Genomic DNA, 18,385 nt, shown 5'->3' with positions numbered 1-18,385 from the left:
CCAAATGAAACCAATCAATTTTTTAAGTCTTCTAATTGTGTTCTCGTGTATGTCTGCAGTAACAGCACAGGAATTTAAATTAGGAAAAGTATCTATTGCCGAATTAGAACAAAAAGTACATCCTAAAGATTCATCAGCTGCTGCGGCAGTATTGTATAAAAAAGGAAGCACAAGGATAGAATACGATCCTAGTGACGGTTTTATTACTTTGACAGAAGTAGAAACCAGAATTAAAATTTACAAAAAAGAAGGATACGACTGGGCCAATCAAAAAGTCTGGTATTATTATGCGAGTAGTTTCAGAGAAAGGGTATCTTTTTCTGATGCTGTGACTTACAATTTAGTAAATGGTAAAATCGAAAAAACAAAGCTAAAAAGCGATGGAACTTTTGATGAGGTAATTAATAAATTCAGAGGGCAAAAAAAGATAACAATGCCTAATGTCAAAGAAGGTTCCGTTATAGAATTTAGTTATCAGGTTAGAAGCCCTAGTGACCGAATGATCAGAGACTGGGATTTCCAGACCAGTATTCCGGTAAATTATTCTGAATATAAAACGTATGTTCCGGAATATTATGTGTTTAATGTGAAGCAAAAAGGATATGTTTTTCCTAAAGTAACTACAGATAAAAAACCAAGAGAAATTGTTTTTAATAATAAGGAACGTTCCGGAGGTCTGGGTGTCGCGCAAACTAATTTTACGCAAGACAGAGTGCCTTATACAGAAACACAAACGACTTATGTGGCTACCAATTTTCCTGCAATGAAAGACGAAGTTTATGTGAACAATATTGACAACTATACTTCAAGTGTTCAGCATGAACTATCGATGACAAAATTTCCAAATGCACAAATGAAAACCTTTTCGACAGATTGGAATTCAGTAGTAAAAACAATTTATGATTATGATGATTTTGGCCCTGAATTAAATAAGACGGGTTATTTTGAAGAAGATGTAAAGAAAATACTAGTAGGGAAAAATACAATTGAAGAAAAAATCCTGGTTATTTTTAATCACGTAAAAGCGAATGTAAAATGGAACGATTACACCGGCTACAGTTGTGATAACGGAGTTAAAAAAGCGTACAAAGAAAAAACAGGAAACATTGCCGATATTAATTTAATGCTTACCGCAATGTTGCGTTATGCTGGCTTAACGGCAAATCCGGTTTTGGTCAGTACACGTTCTAACGGGATTTCAATTTTTCCAAACAGAACTGCTTTTAATTATGTAATCGCTGCTGTTGAAACTCCAAATGGGAATGTCTTGTTAGATGCTTCTGATAAGTTTACAACTCCAAATATTTTGCCTTTCAGAGCATTAAACTGGTCAGGAAGACTGATTAGAAAAGACGGAAGTTCAGAAGAAGTAGATTTGATGCCCAAAAAAGCTTCAAATGATATTGTTTTTATGACTTACAGTATAGATCCTGACGGTAAGGTGACAGGAAAAACAAGAAGACAATGTACAGATTATATTGCCATGTTAACCAGAGACAAAATTGATGGTGTAAAAGAAGAGGAATATTTAGAAAAACTGGAAAATCAAAACAGAAAAATTGAAATAAGTGATTATACCAGAACAAATGAAAAAGACATTCTGCTGCCAACAATTGAAACTTATTCGTTTACAGGAAACAATTTGTGCGATGTAATTGGTGGGAAAATATACGTAAATCCGATGTTGTTTTTTACAGAAGAAAAAAATCCGTTTAAACAGGAAGTGAGAGAATACCCGGTAGACTTTGGATTTCCATTTGCAGACAAGTATAATATTACACTTAAAATACCAGAGGGGTTTACACCTGAAGTTTTACCGGCACCGGTTGTGATTAATATGCAGGATAATTTGGGAAGCTTTAAGTTTAATATTGCTGTAAACGACAATGTGCTGCAAATCAATATTCAGCATCAAATCAATGAAGCAATTGTATCTACAGAACAATACGAAATGCTTAAGGAATACTATAAGGGGATGATCGCAAAAGAAACAGAAAAAATTGTTTTAAAAAGAATCTGACATGAAGTTTCAACGTTTAGTAATAGTTGCTTTTCTGTTTTTTGGATTTTTAAAAATTTCAGCTCAAAACTATGAACTCGGAAAAGTGACCATTGCTGAATTAAAAGAAAAAACAAACCCAAAAGATACCACTGCACCGGCTGCAATTTTGTTTAAAAAAGGAAGAACTTTTTTTACTTTTCATAAGGACAAAGGCTTTTCGGCGAACCATGTTTATGAATTTAAAATCAAAATTTATAAAACAGAAGGATTAAAATGGGCAGATCAAACCGTTCGGTTTTATATTGGCTATGAAACTCTTAGTGAAGACCGGTTAGAGTTTTCAAATGCGGTTACGTATAATTTAGAAAACGGATCAATTGTAAAAACAAAACTCGATAATCAGGGGACTTTCAGGAAAAAAGTAAATAAATTCTGGAAGGAAAAAACAATAACATTACCCAATGTAAAACCAGGTGCTATTATAGAATACAAATACATTTTAAAATCAGAGAATATTGTAAAACTTCCCGATTTTGATTTTCAGTATGATATTCCGGTAAATTATTTTGAGTATAAAACAGATATTCCGGAATACTATGTTTATAAGCCAATCTTGGTAGGAAACCATAAAATCGAAACAGAATCAAAATTCACCAATGGAAATCAGAGTTTTGAAGACGATTACAACAGATCAACAGCAATTTCGTACAAACAAATAAGTGCTTTTTATAAAGGAAAAGACATTCCCGCTTTAACAGATGAACCTTATGTTGATAATATGGATAATTACAAAGGTTCGGTTCAGTATGAGTTAGAAAGAGTTCGTTATCCGGATCAGCCTGTAAAAGATTATGCCATGACCTGGGAAGGTGTGGCAAGTACTATTTTTAAAGATAAGAGTTTTGGAAAAGAACTCGATGAAAAGAGTTTTTTACTGGAAGATGTTAAACGATTATTGACGAATGTTGATTCGCAAACGGAGCGGTTAAATATCATCTTTAAATTCGTTCAGAATAAAATGAACTGGAACGAAAAGAATGATTATTATACGGATAAAGGTGTCATAAAAGCATATGCCGATCAAAGCGGAAATGTTGCCGAAATCAATTTTATTCTGATCAATATGCTGAAATTAGCAGGAATAGAAGTAAATCCCGTTTTGGTAAGTACGATAGAAAACGGAGTTCCTGTCTATCCCACAAGAACGGGGTTTAATTACGTAATTGCGGCAGCAGAAATTGATGGAAATCAAATTTTGTTAGATGCTACACACAAATTTACCTATCCGGGAATTTTGCCTTTAAATGTTTTGAACTGGAAAGGAAGATTGATTAAAGATGACGGGACCTCAAAAGAAATAAATCTGGTGCCCATTATAACATCAAAAGATTTTTCAAATATTATAGCAAAAATTGATAATCTTGGCCAGATTGAAGGTAAAATCAGAATACAAAGAACAGATTATGAAGCCTATCGTTTTAGGATTGAAAATGCCAGCAAAAGTGAAGAAAACTATCTGGAAAAATTAGAAGAAAGGATGGGGGATTTGAAAATTTCAAATTACAAAATTGAAAACAGGAAAACGAATCTTTCAGATGCTGTTATAGAAATATTTTCATTCGTTTCAGATAATAGAGTAGAAATTATTGGAGGTAAGATCTTCATAAATCCGTTATTGTTTTTTACCAGAACTAAAAATCCGTTTAATCAGGAAGTAAGGCAAATGCCGGTTTGCTTTGGATATCCAACACACGAAAAATTCAATTTAAATGTAGAAATCCCCGAAGGCTATATCGTAGAATCATTACCTACAGCTGTTAAGATTTCATCTGAAGACAGAGAGATCATTTATTTCTTAAATATTTCCAATGAAGGAAACAAAATTCAAATAAGTAGTTCAAAAGAAATTAACAGTAGTATTTTTGCAGCTGATCAGTATAATGGATTAAAAGATCTTTTCCAGAGGATGATCGTGAGTCAAAATGAAAAAATTGTTCTTAAAAAAATATAACTATGGACTTGAAAAATGCACAACTTGATGTAGATACCTGGATTAAAGAGCACGGTGTTCGCTACTTTAACGAATTGACCAATATGGCACAACTTACAGAAGAAGTTGGCGAAGTGGCCAGAATTATTGCGCGCAGATACGGAGAACAATCAGAAAAAGAAAGTGATAAAAATAAAGATTTAGGCGAAGAATTGGCCGATGTTGTTTTTGTAGTTTTATGCCTTGCCAACCAAACCGGAATTGATTTACAAGCCGCTTTTGATAAAAAAATGGACTTAAAATCGGTTAGAGATAAAGACCGTCATAAAAACAACGATAAATTAAAATAATGTGATAAGTCACGGCAAAGTTTTGGTGTGTCCTTTATTTAAAATAAATTTGCCAAAATGCATAATTTAATTACCTAAAATGAATTTACTACTTCATACAACCCAACATAATTTACAAGGACAAATTGCAGTAACAGGATCAAAAAGCGAAACGAACCGTTTGTTGTTACTAAAAGCATTATTTCCGAATATTACACTGGCGAATACTTCAAACTCTGATGACAGCGAGGTCATGCAAAAAGCCCTTATTGGCAATGACGAAATTGTAGACATCCACCATGCCGGGACAGCAATGCGTTTTTTAACCGCTTATTTTGCTGTAAACGAAGGCCGCGAAGTGGTAATGACAGGTTCAGGCAGAATGCAGGAACGTCCGATCAAGATTTTAGTGGAAGCTTTAGGACAATTGGGAGTGGAGATTTCTTATGAGAAAGAAGAAGGATATCCGCCAATTCGAATCAAAGGAAAAAAAGTAACCGCTTCAAAAGTTACTTTGGCAGCCAATGTTAGCAGTCAATATATTTCGGCTCTTTTATTAGTAGCTTCAAAATTAGAAAATGGTTTAGAACTGACTTTAGAAGGAGAGATAACTTCGATTCCGTATATCAAAATGACTTTGGCTTTGCTAAATGATTTGGATATTCAGACTAGTTTTGAAGGAAACGTAATTAAAGTTTTTCCAAAAGCTGAGGTAGCTTCAAAAGAAATGGTTGTAGAATCGGATTGGAGTTCAGCGTCTTACTTTTTTAGCTTGGTAGCTTTGGCCGATACAGCTTCAATCACATTGAGCAGTTATAAAGAAAACAGCTTGCAGGGAGATTCGGAATTAGTTTCGCTTTATGAGAAACTGGGAGTTCAGACCACTTTTCAGGACAACAAAATGACTTTGGTTAAACAGGAGAATTTTAAATACGAAACCGTAAACTTTGAATTAAACAATACACCCGATATTGCACAGACAATTGTGGTAACGTGTTTAGGTTTGGGAATCGGTTGTCATTTAACGGGTCTTCATACCTTGAAAATTAAAGAAACTGACAGACTTGAAGCACTTAGAATTGAGCTGACAAAATTAGGAGCCAATATCTCTGTTACGAATGATAGTTTGACTTTAGTGGCTTCGGAAAACATCAATCATAAGGTGAAAATTGGAACTTACAACGATCACCGTATGGCAATGGCATTTGCACCTTTAGCCTTAAAAGTGCCCATTATTATAGAAGATGCTGAGGTAGTTTCTAAATCATACCCTGATTTCTGGAATGATTTAAAAGAATTAAATTTCCAGATTTCAGAATTGTAATTTTTAAACCATATACGTTCATTTAAATAATAATGAACATAATTTGCATAGCCCCTGTTTAAAACCAGGGGCTTTTTTACGTTTAGATTTTCGGCTTTAGCCAAATAAAAACCAGGGCAATTTTTAAAAGAATCCAGTTTAAATGAACTTATACTGCTTATATGGCGAAAAAAAGCAGTAAAACTTCATTTTTTATCAACTCTAACGGGCAGTAAATCAACGGCTTTTGAAAATAAACAGCAAAACACTTGACAACGCCTATCTCACAGTCGTATATTTGCACACGATTAAAAATCAGGTATTCAAATAATCCTGACTTAAATCTATAACTCATAACTTTCTCAAATGAAATTATCACATTTTCAATTTAATTTACCGAAAGAACTTTTAGCAGAATTCCCGGCAGAAAACAGAGACGAATCTCGTTTAATGGTAATCGATCGTCAAAAACAAACTATAGAGCATAAAATGTTTAAAGATGTTATCAATTATTTTGATGACGGAGATGTTTTGATTCTTAACAATACTAAAGTTTTCCCTGCACGTTTGTACGGAAACAAAGAAAAAACAGGAGCAAGAATTGAAGTTTTCTTATTAAGAGAATTAAATTCAGAGCAACGCCTTTGGGACGTTTTAGTTGATCCGGCTAGAAAAATCCGTATTGGTAACAAACTTTATTTTGGTGATGACGATTCGTTAGTTGCTGAGGTAATTGACAATACTACTTCCCGTGGCAGAACTTTACGTTTTTTATATGATGGTTCTTACGAAGAATTCAGAAATAAATTGACCGAACTGGGAGAAACTCCAATTCCTAAATACATCAACAGAGAAGTTACTGCTGAAGATGCTGAAAGATATCAAACCATCTATGCAAAAGAAGAAGGAGCTGTAGCTGCACCAACTGCAGGTTTACACTTCTCAAAACACCTTTTGAAAAAATTAGAAATCAAGGGAGTAAACTTTGCTGAAGTTACACTTCATGTTGGTTTAGGGACTTTTAATCCGGTTGAGGTTGAAGATTTATCGAAACACAAAATGGATTCTGAAGAATTGATTATCAAACAAGAAGCCTGTGATATTGTAAACGAAGCCAAAGCAAAGAAAAAACGTATTTGTGCTGTTGGAACAACTTCGATGCGTGCTATCGAGAGTTCGGTTTCATCACAAAACACTTTGAATCCGTACGAAGGCTGGACAAATAAATTTATTTTTCCTCCTCACGATTTTAGTATTGCAAACTGTATGATTACAAATTTTCACACACCAAAATCAACATTGTTAATGATGATTTCTGCTTTTTGTGGTCATGATTTAATGAAAAGAGCTTACGAAGAAGCGATCAAAGAAGAATACAAATTCTATTCTTACGGAGATGCGATGTTAATTATCTAATGAGCTATTTAGAATAAAAATATAAAACCTGTCAGCGATGACGGGTTTTTTTATTTAAAATTGGTTTCACGTTTCACGTTTCAGGTTTGCAGAACGTTAAACTTGAAACCTGAAACTTGAAACAAAAAAACTATTTCCTATTTTTACGATTCAAAACAAAAACAATGACTTTTCAAAATACACGCGAATTCGCGAAGCAACTGGATTCAGAAGATACTTTAAATCATTATCAGGATCAATTTATATTTCCTAAAGTAAATGACAAACGTGTAATTTACTTTACAGGAAACTCATTAGGATTACAACCAAAACGTACCAAAGCCTATATCGATGAAGTAATGAACGATTGGGCAGATCTTGCTGTTGAAGGGCATTTTTATGCTCAAAAACCATGGTGGGATTATCAGGAAAGATTTGCAGAACCGTTAAGTAAAATTGTTGGGGCATTACCATCAGAAGTTACGGTGATGAATACCCTGACAGTGAATCTTCATTTATTGATGGTTTCTTTTTATCAGCCAAAGGGGAAACGTTACAAAATTATATGTGAGGAAAAAGCTTTCCCATCTGATCAATACATGTTTCAGAGTCAGGTACATTTTCATGGATATAAAACCGAAGATGCTATTGTAGAAATCAAACGTCGTGAAGGCGAGCACAATATTCGTCTTGAAGATGTTCTGGCTAAAATTGAAGAAATAGGCGATGAGCTGGCTTTAGTATTAATTGGCGGAGTCAACTATTATACCGGACAGGTTTTCGATATTAAAACCATTACCGAAGCCGGGCAAAAAGCCGGAGCAAAAGTAGGCTGGGATTTGGCACATGCTGCCGGAAATATCAAACTGGAGCTTCACGATTGGAATGTCGATTTTGCTGCCTGGTGCAGTTATAAGTATATGAATTCAGGGCCAGGAAATGCGTCTGGTTGTTTCGTACACGAAAAACATCATAATAATCCGGATCTGCCTCGTTTTGCAGGCTGGTGGGGACACAATAAAGAACGCCGTTTTAAAATGGAACCAAATTTTGATCCGGTTCACGGTGCCGATGGCTGGCAGATTAGTAATTTACCGGTACTTTCTCTGGCACCTTATTTAGCATCGGTAGAAATGTTTGCAGAGGTTGGAATGGATGCTTTAATAAAAAAGAGAGATCATATTACTTCATATCTGGAATTCATTTTGCATGAAATCGATAAAGAAGTTTCAGGAAATTTTGAAATCATTACACCTTCAAATCCAACAGAAAGAGCATCTCAGTTATCCGTCTTTTTACACGGAGAAGGAAGAAGTTTATTCGATTATTTAATGAAAAACGGAGTCATTACAGATTGGCGTGAACCCAACGTAATTCGTCTGGCACCAGTTCCATTATATTGTTCCTATGAAGATATGTATGATTTTGGACAAATCCTGAAAAAAGGAATTTTAGGGAAGTAATAAAATAAAGAGTTAAAAATGAATTAATCTCGCAAAGACGACAGGTTTTTTTGTTTCACACAGATTTTACAGATTTAAGCAGATTTTTTTAATCTTTTAATCTGTGGCGAAATAAGACTTTGCGACTCTGCGTCTTTGCGGGATTATTTTTTAGATAGTAATTTAAAAAACGTTTTTAATATGCGTCTTGATGTAGCAATCCGTTTTCATCCGTACCTGATTTTAACTGCAACCTTCAAATTCTATAATCTTTCCGGTAAATCATGTAACTTGAACAAAAGAGATATTCTTTAATTTGTAGTGTAATAATTTTTAAAAACTACAATCATGAAAGCCTTATATATATTATTCGCCGCTTTGTCAATCGTTTCTTGTCAAAATCAAGGGAAAGCCGATTTAAATAGAGCCAAACAAGCTAGTATTGATTCTATGAAAGTTGAAATTAATAAACAAAAGGTTATTGATTCAATGAAAACAGAAATGGCAAAAATTAAAGAAGAACAACAAGAACAACAAAAAGTAGAATCGCAAAAAGTGGTAGTGGTACATCAACAAGCCGATGGAACAGCAACTTCTACAACGACAACCAAAAAGAAAGGCTGGAGTGCCACAGCTAAAGGAGCCGTAATTGGTGCCGGAGTTGGTGCTGCAACCGGAGCAATTGTGAGTAAGAAAAAAGGCGAAGGTGCTATTATTGGTGGTTTGGCCGGTGCTGCTTTAGGAACCGGAACTGGTGCTGTTATTGATAGCAAAAAGAAAAAAGAGTAAATCAGTCTCTGTATAAATAAAAAAACCCGATTTAGATCTAAATCGGGTTTTTGTGTTTTATGCCAGTTCTAAAGTGGGAATATTAATTTTAGATAATGCTGCTTTATAAAAATCGAAATCGTTTTTGATTTTATTTAAATCGTTTTTGAAATATAAACCAGGAAAAAGTAGAGATTGGTAATATTCAATTCCTTCGAGAAGGTTGTTTTTAAAAGTGTTCCACTTTTTAAGCTGCGCATTAGTAATGTCACCTGAAATATTTTCGATTTCATTCCTGAAATAGTCGACATACATTTTTAGTTCTTTCACAAATAAATTGGGACGTTCCTTAGTGCTTAAAACAGACTTGTTTCCATAAATATGACCCAGCATATCGCTAAGTGAAACTTCGTGGTCAAAATAAGCCATATTGGGCCCGGGACAGATAACAACGCCCTGTGCCTGTCCTTTTATTTTAATATCATTTTCTAAATACGAGGCATTGGCCAGCCCAACACATAAACAGGACTTCACAGTAATAGCAAATTTTGCTTTTTCAAAAGCTTCGGGTGAAAGTGTATCTTTTGTACTTTCTAATTCGGCCAGTTTTATATCCTGAAATTTTTTAGATGCTGTACAAATGCCATGTGGATCATACTCTTTACTTAACGCTAAGAATTTTTTTGGACAGGAACTACCTGCTTTATTTTCCTGGATTCTTTTTTGCTTTACAATTTCATTGGTAGTTCCCCGTAAAGTATTAAACGGAACTCCTAAAGGCGAAATATGACTTAGGTACAAGTCATCTTCTGTAGCATTCATCAATAATTCACGAGTGGCCTTATCAACAGAAGTAGCTTCGGGAACCAGTAAAAAAGGAGACCCCCAACCCACAGAATCTACCTGGTAGTTTTCTAGTAAAAAGCCATGTTCTTCGGCAGTTCCTACGCCACCCTGAACGGTAATTTTTAAGGGTAAAGGATTTTCAGGCGCATAAACTTGTTTTTGCTGTAATACTTTTGTCATCAACTCATGCGCTGATTCAATAAGCTGATTTTTTTTCTGTTTGAATTCTTCTAAGATGGGGCCTAACAAAAGTCCGTCAGTAGCAAAAGCATGTCCGCCGCAATTTAGTCCGGATTCAATTCTGTATTCTGAAACCCAAAGACCCTTCTTGGCTAAAAAATTCCCCTGAATCATAGCAGATCTAAAATCACTAACTTTTAAAATGATTTTCTTCTTCAATTCGTTATTAAGATTGGGGAAAAAATCCGGAAAATTCTCAAAATAACTAAACAATCTGGGATTCATTCCCGCAGAAAGCACAACTGATGATTCAAGATTGCTTTTGGCAAAACCTCTTAATGCCGCATGGGCATCATTAAATTCGATGGGTAATTGTTCGTTTTTGACAAAATTATCTTTATCTAATTTGGTCATGATATTTACGTCGATATCTCCGGGAAAAAGATGCGATTCAATATAATTTTGAATGTTTTCTTTAAAAGAAATTCCATCTTCCAATAAATTTTGGAACCCTTTTTTAATGTCCGAAGAATTAGGAAGCATTGAAATGAAATTTTCCACAGCAGTTTTGCTTTCTGCTAGTTCTGTTTTAAAACTTTCAAATTTGTCTTTTACGATTTTGTCCACTAAATTTAAGTAAGAACTGATTCTTTCAGCCCGGTAATCGTGAAATTTCTGAGTTATTTCTTCGTATGGAATATTGAATTTGGTGCTGTAAAAATTACGCATCTTTTCAATTAAGTCATCATCTGCTATAGATATTACCGATGAAATCCCATACTGTGCTACTCTAATGGGGCTGTCTATGGTATAAGCAAGCCCCATAACAGGAATATGAAAAGTATGTAAGGGTGGTTTTGTCATTTGTTTTTAAATTAAAATAAAAGCAAATGTTGGAAAATAAACGATCAAAAAACCTGATAAATGTCAGGTTTTAAAATAGTTGAAAATAATAGGGTGAGAAAAATGGTTACCATGAATCAGTCGTCTCGTAAAATTCGTGGTGAAAAAATAATTCGTGGTGAAAAATATTAAATCAAAATCTTTTTTAAAGACTCTGCGATGCTTCTCCAGAGAAAATTATATAATGACTTTTCCTGAATGCGGTCTAATTCAACATCGGCCTTTTTGGTTTCGTCGCCAGAGTCATTTTTGAGTAATAAATTGGCAACAGCCGTTTTTAGTTTGGCTTCTTTCTCGCGATTTTTCTTTTTGAACAGTTTTACTTTTAAATCTTCATAATCCAGTGTTGCATTTCCTTTTGCAGTGGCATCATTTCCATAAAAATTAAAATGGTACTTATTGAATTTTCCTGTAAACGTAGTATTGATATATGGTTTTGTAAATCGTTCCATCGCCATGACATTAAAATTCGATATCGTTCCCTGAATATGAAAACTGTCTTTTAGGTCCAGAACATTAAAATTCCAATTTACATCAAGAGGTGATGTTTTCATGAACAGACAATTGACTTTGATTTTTACATCGTCCATTTTTTTAAAGCCAAAACCGCTTTTTAGATTGGTAACCTGCATATTAAAACGATCAAAATTTAAAATCCCCGGACCTTTCGAAAAATCTATTTCTTCCTCATAAACCAGTTTCGATTTTAGGATTTGTATGGTGTCTATTTGAAGCGGAAATTTAATTTTACGTAATAAATGGTTGTACAGGTATTTTTTGCTCAAATCATCTTTAGGGATTTTGTTGCGGTAAATAGTAGCATCAACATGATTGGCAATTAATGCATTTGCTTTGAAGAAAAAACGTTCGTTTTTAAATCCCCAATCCATTTTTTCGATGTGGGCTGAGTCTAATTTGATGGTGTAGATATCTTTTTCCGTATCTAGTTTTTTCACAAATTCTTTTCGGCTAAATTCAGGTAAATATGCAAAGTTTTTAATCTTTAAAAAATTATTTTCGGTACTGATTTGACCAATATTCATGTGGTAAAATGCACTCGGTTTATAATATAGACTATCACAAACCAGAACATATTTATCAAAATGCATCGGGATTTTCTCTTTCAGGGTGGCATCAGTAAGTAAAATGCCTTCAAGCTTTAAAATGATTTTTTTAACGCTTAGAATGGGTTTGTCAGTATCTAAAGAAACTACATCAACTGTTCCTTCATTTAGGTAAATATTCGATACAGCAACAATTTTCCGGAAGGGCTCAATAATTTCGTCTTTTATGCTTTTGCTGTTATTGAGAAGTTTTTCACCTTTTTTGTATAAAATTACGTGAGGTTTGTTGATAATAATACTTTCGGCCTGAATAATATCGTGAAAAGCCAGGTCCCAGATATTAAAATGTTTAATGGTAATGGATTCAATTTTAGAGAAAAGACCATTTTTACTGTCTTTTGGTTGGTTTTTTGGGCTTACCAGTAAGGTTGTAGCGTTGATATTTCGGGAGATCAGCGAAACTTCTATTTTTTCATAATGAATGTTGTATGCCGTTGTGTTTTTCTCGTTTATAATAATGGGTAATTGCTTTTTTATCCAATAATTGAGGCCAATATTGATAAAAATTACAAAAAGGAACAAAGAAATTACACCGATCGCTATTTTTTTATAGATTGACATTTATAGTATTGATTTTAAATACATAAATTTAGACTTTTAAACGCGATGTTTTTTACAGGATTATATCTTAAAGTTACATCATTACAGAATCATTTATCATTATACTTTTTTTTGAATATGAGAAGAATTAAAAAAATCCTACTGGTTTTATTCGTGTTGATTGTTGTTCTTGGAATAGGATTATGTGCCTATATTTTTCACTTGAAACCCAAATATGAAGGGGAAGTACAACTGAAAAATCTTCAGTCAGAAACCATTGTTTATTTTGATGATTTTGGAGTGCCTCATATTTATGCCAATTCAGAAAAAGATGCGATGACAGCTTTAGGTTATGTTCATGCGCAGGAAAGATTGTGGCAAATGGAATTGCTTCGCCGAATTGCACCCGGAAGATTGTCTGAAATCTTTGGATCTGTAGCACTCAAAAATGATAAATTTTTCTCTGGAATTGGTATTGAAGAAGCTTCGGCGAAAGCCATTGCCAAATTAGATAAAAACAGTCAGAGTTATAAAATGGCGATGGCATATTTAGACGGGATTAACCAATATTTAGAAGAAGGGGTAACACCAGTCGAGTTTACTTTGGTAGGTGTTAAAAAGGAAAAATTTACCATAAAAGACATTTATAATATTTTCGGTTATATGTCCTTTAGTTTTGCGATGGCTCAAAAAACAGATCCTTTGCTGACCGATATTAAAAATAAATATGGTGCTGCATATCTGAAAGATTTAGGAATTGAGGGCGAGTTTAACACCACACAAATTAAAAGTTCAAAAGAGAATATTGAAGAATATACTACAATTGCAAAATCTGTAGCGGCTTTGTTGGATAATTCTCCAATCCCGCCATTTGTGGGAAGTAACAGTTGGGTTGCAGGACCTAATAAAACCAAAAGCGGCAAAGTAATTTTTGCCAATGATCCGCATATTGGGTTTTCGCAGCCCGGAACCTGGTATGAAGCACATTTAATAACTCCTGATTTTGAGTTGTATGGCTGTTATCTGGCCGGAACTCCGTATCCGTTACTGGCACACAATCGCGATTATGCTTACGGATTAACCATGTTCGAAAACGATGATATCGATTTTTATCAGGAAAGAACTTTAGGGGGCGATCCAAATCAATATGAAACGCCAACCGGTTTTGGCAAATATGAAATCAGAAAAAAAACAATCAGGGTAAAAGATACTTCAGATGTGGTTTTGACCGTTAAATCAAGTCGTCATGGCCCAATCATGAATGATTTACTGGATCGTTTAGATAAAAAAAGTCCTATTGCCATGTCGTGGATTTATACACAACAACCTATTCAGATTCTGGATGCCGTTTATGGGCTATCACATGCAAAAAGCAAAGAAGATTTTAAGAAAGCAGTTCAGTTAGTAGCTGCGCCCGGACTGAATGTGATGTATGGTGATGCTAAAGGAAATGTAGCCTGGTGGGCAACGGGAAAATTGTATAAACACAATAAAGGTGTAAATTCTTTTTTAATACTCGACGGCGCAAAAGGGAACGATGATATTACGGAATACTTAGATTTTTCGAAAAATCCTTCGGCAGAAAATCCAAAATGGGGATATGTCTATTCAGCCAATAATCAGCCGGAAGCTATTGACGGTTATTTGTATCCGGGATATTACTTGCCGGAAGATCGTGCCAAAAGAATTTCAGGTTTAATGGATGCAAAATCAGATTGGGATAAGGAGACAATCAGTAAAATGATCTTTGATAATACGTCACCAGTTGCACCAGGCGTGGTGCAGCGTTTAATTTCGAATGTAAACAGTACTTCACTTTCATCAAAAGAAAAAGAAGTAATAACCGTTTTAAAATCCTGGAAAGGAACGAATAATCTGGAAGACGTAGGGCCAACAATTTACAATAAATGGATTTACCTGTATCTCAAAAACACCTTTGAAGATGAAATGGGAGAGGATAATTTTAATCTCTATTTAGGCACCAGTGCCGGAAAACAAATTATTGCGAGACAAATTGAGAATAAAAATTCAGTTTGGTGGGACAATATTAAAACTAAAAATGTAAAAGAAACCAGAAGCGAAATTATTTCAAAATCGTTTCATGAATCTGTAAAGGAACTTCAGGAACAATTAGGGGATCAGGTTGCCGACTGGAACTGGGGGAAAGTTCATACCGTAGAACACGAACATCCCTTGGGTAAAATTGCTGCTTTACGCAAACTTTTTGATGTGGGACCTTTTGCAGCTCCCGGATCAAACGAAGTTATAAACAATCAATTCTTCGGATTTAATAAAGAAGGCAAATATTATGTAAAAGGCGGGCCTTCAACAAGAAGAGTTGTTGATTTCTCAGACATTGAAAACAGCTGGAGTATTTTGCCAACAGGACAATCCGGAAATCCGTTCAGTAAACATTACGACGATCAGGCTGAAATGTACAATGCAGGTAAATTCAGAAAAATGAAAATGAATAAAGAAGAGATTATAAAAACATCAACCAAATTGGTTTTTAAACCGGCAAAGGAGTAGTTTTGTTACAGGTTTCAGGTTTCAGGTTTCAGGTTTTTGGCTGGTGTGATTTTACCGCAAAGCACGCAAAGTTTTTTACGCAAAGATTCGCAAAGTTTTTTTTGTGTTAGGGCAAAGAGCACAAAGATTTCGGCATTAAAGAAACCTTTGTTCCTCTGAGCCTTTGCAACTTTGAACCTTCTTAAAAATACCTTTGTCCCTTTGAGCCTTTGCTACTCTGAACCTTATTTATATTTCCCCCGAACAATATCATTAGCAAAAATCTCCAGATTATAACCCAGAGCATCGTTGGTCACCATAACGTTTGTAGTTTGATAGGCAGTATCTTCTTTATAAGTTTTCAGCAACGTTTCTAATTCTATTTCGTTGTAAAAAGCAAACATGTTGTAAACGGCATCTCTGAAGTTTTTATAATTGATAGTTTCAGTGATTTCGACCGTTTTTTGATCGTTCCATTTTTCTTTAAGGGCAGCTTCGTTTATTGTAGCGAGACAAAAATCGATAACATAGTTTTTGTAATGTGCTGCTTCAACAATTTTATCGATTATAATTTTGTTTTGCTGGGTAGGCATTGGAACTGTTTTGGCAGCTGTTTGAGAAATACAAAGCGTTGGAATAAACAGACATAGTAATAATACTAAAAGAGATTGCTTCTTTAATTTTTTCATAGGTTAATTAAAACTGATTTACACCTTTGCAGGTTATAAATTAGATTGATTTGGGGTTTTTAAAATTGTCTTTTTTGGGCAGCGCTAAATTAGTTTTTTTATGCTAGATATGGAATTAGAAAAACATTTTTGAGACAAAAAACTCCGATAATTTTGGTTTTAAACCAGAACTATCGGAGTTGGTAAGATAAAGATTACCGCTGTTCAGCGTTTCCTTTTTTTAAGGCATTATTTTTTCAAAAGTTCTTCTAAGGCTTTTTTTCCGTCTTCATTTTTTGGGTCGAGTTCTATCGCTTTTTTATAATTACTAATGGCTAATTCCTTATTACCATCTGTCAAATATGCTTCACCTAAACTATCATACACATTTCCGGATTTTGGATATGTTTCTGCATTTATTTTGAATACTTCTATAGCTTCTTTTGTTTTTCCGGTTTGTAGTAATTGATATCCCACTCTGTTCATATCGCCTTCTAAAATGACATAAGTGGGATCATTTTTAAGTTTATTATATGTTTTTAGACCATTTGCAACTCCTTGTTCGGAAAAGGAATCCAATAACTCAAATGCTAAAGATTTTTTGGGAGCATTAAAAGGCTGATTGTACAAAATAGCACGAATTGATGCGCTCATCTCATTTAAACCGGTTGATCCTGTATTATTCAATAAAACAATTAGATTTTTATCTGAAGGAATACGATAAATGATAGTATTAAAACCGTTAATTCCGCCGCCGTGTTCTGTAACTTTTACTTTGCCTGAAGAGCCATTATCGGCTTCACTGATAAACCAGCCATAGCCATAAGACGCTTTTCCGGTTTTGATATACGAATTAAATAAAGATTCCATTGATTTTGACGATAGCAATTGATTCGTATAAAGCGCCTGATCCCAAAGATAAAGATCTTCTACAGTAGAGTATAAAGAACCTGCGGCATACGGAATACTCATATCGAGATAAGCAGAATTCGTAATTTTTTTGCCTCTTTTTTCATAACCTGCGGCTCTGTTTTTTAAAATAACATCACTGTGGTCATAACCGGAATTTACCATTTTTAAAGGAGTGAAAATCGTTTCTTGTAAATATTGCTCGTATGTTTTTCCGGAAATTTTTTCGATAATGTATCCTAATAAAAAATATCCCGAATTACTGTAATTAAATTTCTCTCCGGGAGTAAATTCCAGTGGTAAATCAGAAAATGTTTTTACAAATTCTTCCGGAGTATAGGGATTTCTGCTTTTATCCTTAAAGAAATTTGGAGAAGAAGTATAATTTGGAATGCCCGAAGTATGGGTTAACAGCTGATGAATCGTTATTTTATCACCGTTTGCTTTTGGGTAGTCGGGTAGATAAGTGGAAATTGGAACATCTAATTTTATTTTGCCTTCTTCAGCCAGTTTCACAATTAAAAAAGCTGTAAATTGTTTGCTGATGGAGCCTAATCTAAATTTAGTGTCAGGCTGATTTGGAATATTCCACTCCATGTTCGCAGAGCCAAATCCTTTTTTTAAGATAACTTTTCCGTTTTCAGCAATTAATGCAGATCCGTTAAATTGTCCGTATTGATTGTATTGGTTTAAAAGCGCATCAATTTGTCCGGCTTTGTCCTGCGCAAACGCAATGTTTAAGAAAAAGAGCTGAAAAATAATACTGAGAACAACTAGTTTGATTGATTTTTTCATAGTGATTGATGATTAGAAATTATGATTAACGAATTGATTTTTGATTGATGACTGAAACTCCATAATCAGCTAAGATTATGTTGGCGTCTTTTGGTTAGACGATTATTTTTCAGATAAGTTTCAATATCAGTCCGTTATTTTTGTTTTCTTCAAAAAAGAAGAAACAAAGCATAGGCTAAAAGCTATTTTTTAATCGGTCTATGCTCGTAACTAACAATTCTTTTTAATTTCCAGTCTTTATCTTTTCTTTCCCAAATATGAATAAATTTACCGGTTCCTTCGGGAATGCCGTTAACATAAAAGGTATGTTCACCTAATTGTACGGCTCCAAAATCACCTAATTTATCTACGGTACAAGAGTTTAATTTTCTGGTTAGTTTTTCTGGTCTGACGCATTTTGCAGTTAATGATTTTATTTCATTCTCTTTCGAAAGGTTTAAACCAAAACGATCATCATAAAATTCAACATCATCAGCAATTATTTTTTTAAATAGTGCCGCATCACATTGATTGAAAGCGACCTCAAAAAGCAAGCTGTCCATCTTCAGGATTTCATTTTTTAGAAGATCTGTCTTTAAAACCTGACTATTGGTTTGTGCTATCGCTCCCCTGCTTAAAAACAGAATAAAAAGTGCTAATATATTCATCATAGGTGCCATAATTGTATCTTTTTTAGTATTCAT

Annotated in this window: 13 protein-coding genes; 8 read left to right on the top strand and 5 right to left on the bottom strand. The window is 34.2% G+C overall.

Features of this window, described 5'->3' with window-relative positions:
* Positions 1-4: 4 nt before the first annotated feature.
* The 7 genes from ACHRWY_RS11440 (at position 5) to ACHRWY_RS11410 (ending at position 9,250) form a co-directional block, all read left to right on the top strand.
* The gene (locus ACHRWY_RS11440) at positions 5-2,020 is read left to right on the top strand and encodes a DUF3857 domain-containing protein (protein WP_395354676.1); all 2,016 of its coding nucleotides are present in this window, start codon (positions 5-7) and stop codon (positions 2,018-2,020) included.
* Between the two features lies 1 nt (position 2,021).
* Entirely contained in the window at positions 2,022-4,013 is a 1,992-nt protein-coding gene (locus ACHRWY_RS11435) for a DUF3857 domain-containing protein (protein WP_395354675.1), read from the top strand.
* 2 nt (positions 4,014-4,015) lie between these two features.
* A complete protein-coding gene (locus tag ACHRWY_RS11430) occupies positions 4,016-4,342 on the top strand; it encodes a nucleotide pyrophosphohydrolase (protein WP_012022600.1) in 327 nt (108 codons plus the stop codon).
* A 79-nt stretch (positions 4,343-4,421) separates the two neighbouring features.
* Positions 4,422-5,645: a 3-phosphoshikimate 1-carboxyvinyltransferase gene (locus tag ACHRWY_RS11425; protein ID WP_395354674.1), complete on the top strand. Its 1,224-nt coding sequence runs from the start codon at positions 4,422-4,424 to the stop codon at positions 5,643-5,645.
* Positions 5,646-5,990: 345 nt separating this feature from the next.
* Positions 5,991-7,040, top strand: a complete 1,050-nt coding sequence (queA, locus tag ACHRWY_RS11420; protein WP_395354673.1) for a tRNA preQ1(34) S-adenosylmethionine ribosyltransferase-isomerase QueA — start codon at positions 5,991-5,993, stop codon at positions 7,038-7,040.
* A gap of 164 nt (positions 7,041-7,204) precedes the next feature.
* Positions 7,205-8,482, top strand: a complete 1,278-nt coding sequence (gene kynU, locus ACHRWY_RS11415; protein ID WP_395354671.1) for a kynureninase — start codon at positions 7,205-7,207, stop codon at positions 8,480-8,482.
* 327 nt (positions 8,483-8,809) lie between these two features.
* Entirely contained in the window at positions 8,810-9,250 is a 441-nt protein-coding gene (locus tag ACHRWY_RS11410) for a YMGG-like glycine zipper-containing protein (RefSeq protein ID WP_395354669.1), read from the top strand.
* Positions 9,251-9,307: 57 nt separating this feature from the next.
* Here ACHRWY_RS11410 and ACHRWY_RS11405 read toward each other — a convergent pair whose 3' ends face one another.
* Complete coding sequence (locus tag ACHRWY_RS11405; protein WP_395354667.1) at positions 9,308-11,119, bottom strand: hypothetical protein; 1,812 nt, start codon at positions 11,117-11,119, stop codon at positions 9,308-9,310.
* Positions 11,120-11,286: 167 nt separating this feature from the next.
* Positions 11,287-12,843, bottom strand: a complete 1,557-nt coding sequence (locus tag ACHRWY_RS11400; RefSeq protein ID WP_395354666.1) for a hypothetical protein — start codon at positions 12,841-12,843, stop codon at positions 11,287-11,289.
* 117 nt (positions 12,844-12,960) lie between these two features.
* Between ACHRWY_RS11400 and ACHRWY_RS11395 the strand changes: the two genes are divergently transcribed.
* On the top strand, positions 12,961-15,351 hold the full coding sequence (locus ACHRWY_RS11395; protein WP_395354665.1) for a penicillin acylase family protein: 2,391 nt from the start codon (positions 12,961-12,963) through the stop codon (positions 15,349-15,351).
* A 224-nt stretch (positions 15,352-15,575) separates the two neighbouring features.
* Here the strand turns inward: ACHRWY_RS11395 and ACHRWY_RS11390 are convergent, their stop codons facing one another.
* From ACHRWY_RS11390 to ACHRWY_RS11380, 3 genes are all read right to left on the bottom strand, one after another.
* Positions 15,576-16,019, bottom strand: coding sequence for a hypothetical protein (locus tag ACHRWY_RS11390; protein WP_395354664.1), 444 nt, complete (start codon positions 16,017-16,019; stop codon positions 15,576-15,578).
* A 228-nt stretch (positions 16,020-16,247) separates the two neighbouring features.
* Positions 16,248-17,702, bottom strand: coding sequence for a serine hydrolase (locus ACHRWY_RS11385; RefSeq protein ID WP_395354662.1), 1,455 nt, complete (start codon positions 17,700-17,702; stop codon positions 16,248-16,250).
* A 182-nt stretch (positions 17,703-17,884) separates the two neighbouring features.
* Positions 17,885-18,385 carry a nuclear transport factor 2 family protein gene (locus tag ACHRWY_RS11380; RefSeq protein WP_395354660.1) on the bottom strand — a complete coding sequence of 167 codons (501 nt, stop codon included), beginning with the start codon at positions 18,383-18,385 and terminating at the stop codon, positions 17,885-17,887.

This window comes from Flavobacterium sp. FlaQc-48, assembly GCF_044007335.1.
Taxonomy (GTDB): Bacteria; Bacteroidota; Bacteroidia; order Flavobacteriales; family Flavobacteriaceae; genus Flavobacterium.
The sequence above is the reverse complement of the archived record's forward strand: the minus strand, read 5'-3'. Positions and strand labels throughout refer to the sequence as shown.

Excerpts from the sequence above, each read along its gene's own strand:
- ACHRWY_RS11385 (WP_395354662.1), bottom strand. The coding sequence starts at position 17,702 with ATGAAAAAATCAATCAAACTAGTTGTTCTCAGTATTATTTTTCAGCTC.
- ACHRWY_RS11405 (WP_395354667.1), bottom strand. The coding sequence starts at position 11,119 with ATGACAAAACCACCCTTACATACTTTTCATATTCCTGTTATGGGGCTT.
- ACHRWY_RS11425 (WP_395354674.1), top strand. The coding sequence starts at position 4,422 with ATGAATTTACTACTTCATACAACCCAACATAATTTACAAGGACAAATT.
- ACHRWY_RS11390 (WP_395354664.1), bottom strand. The coding sequence starts at position 16,019 with ATGAAAAAATTAAAGAAGCAATCTCTTTTAGTATTATTACTATGTCTG.
- ACHRWY_RS11440 (WP_395354676.1), top strand. The coding sequence starts at position 5 with ATGAAACCAATCAATTTTTTAAGTCTTCTAATTGTGTTCTCGTGTATG.
- ACHRWY_RS11380 (WP_395354660.1), bottom strand. The coding sequence starts at position 18,385 with ATGAATACTAAAAAAGATACAATTATGGCACCTATGATGAATATATTA.
- kynU (WP_395354671.1), top strand. The coding sequence starts at position 7,205 with ATGACTTTTCAAAATACACGCGAATTCGCGAAGCAACTGGATTCAGAA.
- ACHRWY_RS11435 (WP_395354675.1), top strand. The coding sequence starts at position 2,022 with ATGAAGTTTCAACGTTTAGTAATAGTTGCTTTTCTGTTTTTTGGATTT.
- queA (WP_395354673.1), top strand. The coding sequence starts at position 5,991 with ATGAAATTATCACATTTTCAATTTAATTTACCGAAAGAACTTTTAGCA.
- ACHRWY_RS11395 (WP_395354665.1), top strand. The coding sequence starts at position 12,961 with ATGAGAAGAATTAAAAAAATCCTACTGGTTTTATTCGTGTTGATTGTT.
- ACHRWY_RS11410 (WP_395354669.1), top strand. The coding sequence starts at position 8,810 with ATGAAAGCCTTATATATATTATTCGCCGCTTTGTCAATCGTTTCTTGT.
- ACHRWY_RS11430 (WP_012022600.1), top strand. The coding sequence starts at position 4,016 with ATGGACTTGAAAAATGCACAACTTGATGTAGATACCTGGATTAAAGAG.
- ACHRWY_RS11400 (WP_395354666.1), bottom strand. The coding sequence starts at position 12,843 with ATGTCAATCTATAAAAAAATAGCGATCGGTGTAATTTCTTTGTTCCTT.